Here is a 768-nt window from a genome sequence, read left to right on the forward strand (position 1 = left end):
CCCAAAGGATTTCACCATGAGCACAACAGACCCCACCCAGCAACGCATCGCCGAAATCGTCAAATCAAGCGACGTCGTCCTTTTCATGAAGGGCACGGCCCAATTCCCGATGTGCGGCTTTTCCGGCCGCGCCATCCAGGTGCTCAAGGCCTGCGGCGTGAACAAGCCCGCCACGGTCAACGTGCTGGAAGACGAGGAAATCCGCCACGGCATCAAGGAATACAGCAACTGGCCCACCATTCCGCAGCTGTACGTGAAGGGTGAGTTCATCGGCGGCTCGGACATCATGATGGAGATGTACCAGAGCGGCGAGCTTCAGCAGGTGCTGGGAACCCCCACCCCTAACTGAGTATTGCGGGCGTTGCTGCCGGCTTTGCACCGGCGCCGTCGTTGGATCAGCGCGTGTAGCCTGTGCAGGCACCCGCATCCACTGCGCCCTTGCATTCGCGTTTGAGCCGGGCGTCGCGCTGGCCGGGTGTCTCCCCGGATCCTGAGATAAATTTGACTTTGCCACCTGCATTTGTCGCGCCGGTTGAAGCGGTGGCTTTTTTGCTTTTTTTGGCCTTGGCGGGCTTCACCCCATCCTGGGCCGCTTGAGATTGAGCCTGCACATGGCCGCCAAGCAGTGCTGTGGCCGCCAGCAAGACGGCAGCGAGCCTGTTGAATTTCCCGTTCATATTTTTCCTCCCTCTTATTTATTCTCTCGCGAGCGCGGGTGACACCGCGTCTTGCCTCCAGCCTTATTGAAGCTTGGGGTCGCCAAAATGC

General features: G+C 59.4%; 2 protein-coding genes. One reads left to right on the forward strand and one right to left on the reverse strand.

What is annotated here, in order from left to right; translation table 11 throughout:
- Positions 1 to 16 precede the first annotated feature (16 nt).
- Entirely contained in the window at positions 17 to 349 is a 333-nt protein-coding gene (gene grxD / locus AC1D0Z_RS23345) for a Grx4 family monothiol glutaredoxin (protein ID WP_477660500.1), read from the forward strand.
- Between the two features lie 46 nt (positions 350 to 395).
- Here grxD and AC1D0Z_RS23350 read toward each other — a convergent pair whose 3' ends face one another.
- Positions 396 to 677, reverse strand: coding sequence for a hypothetical protein (locus AC1D0Z_RS23350; RefSeq protein WP_477660501.1), 282 nt, complete (start codon positions 675 to 677; stop codon positions 396 to 398).
- Positions 678 to 768: the final 91 nt, after the last annotated feature.

The organism is Polaromonas sp. P1_E3 (assembly GCF_056405935.1).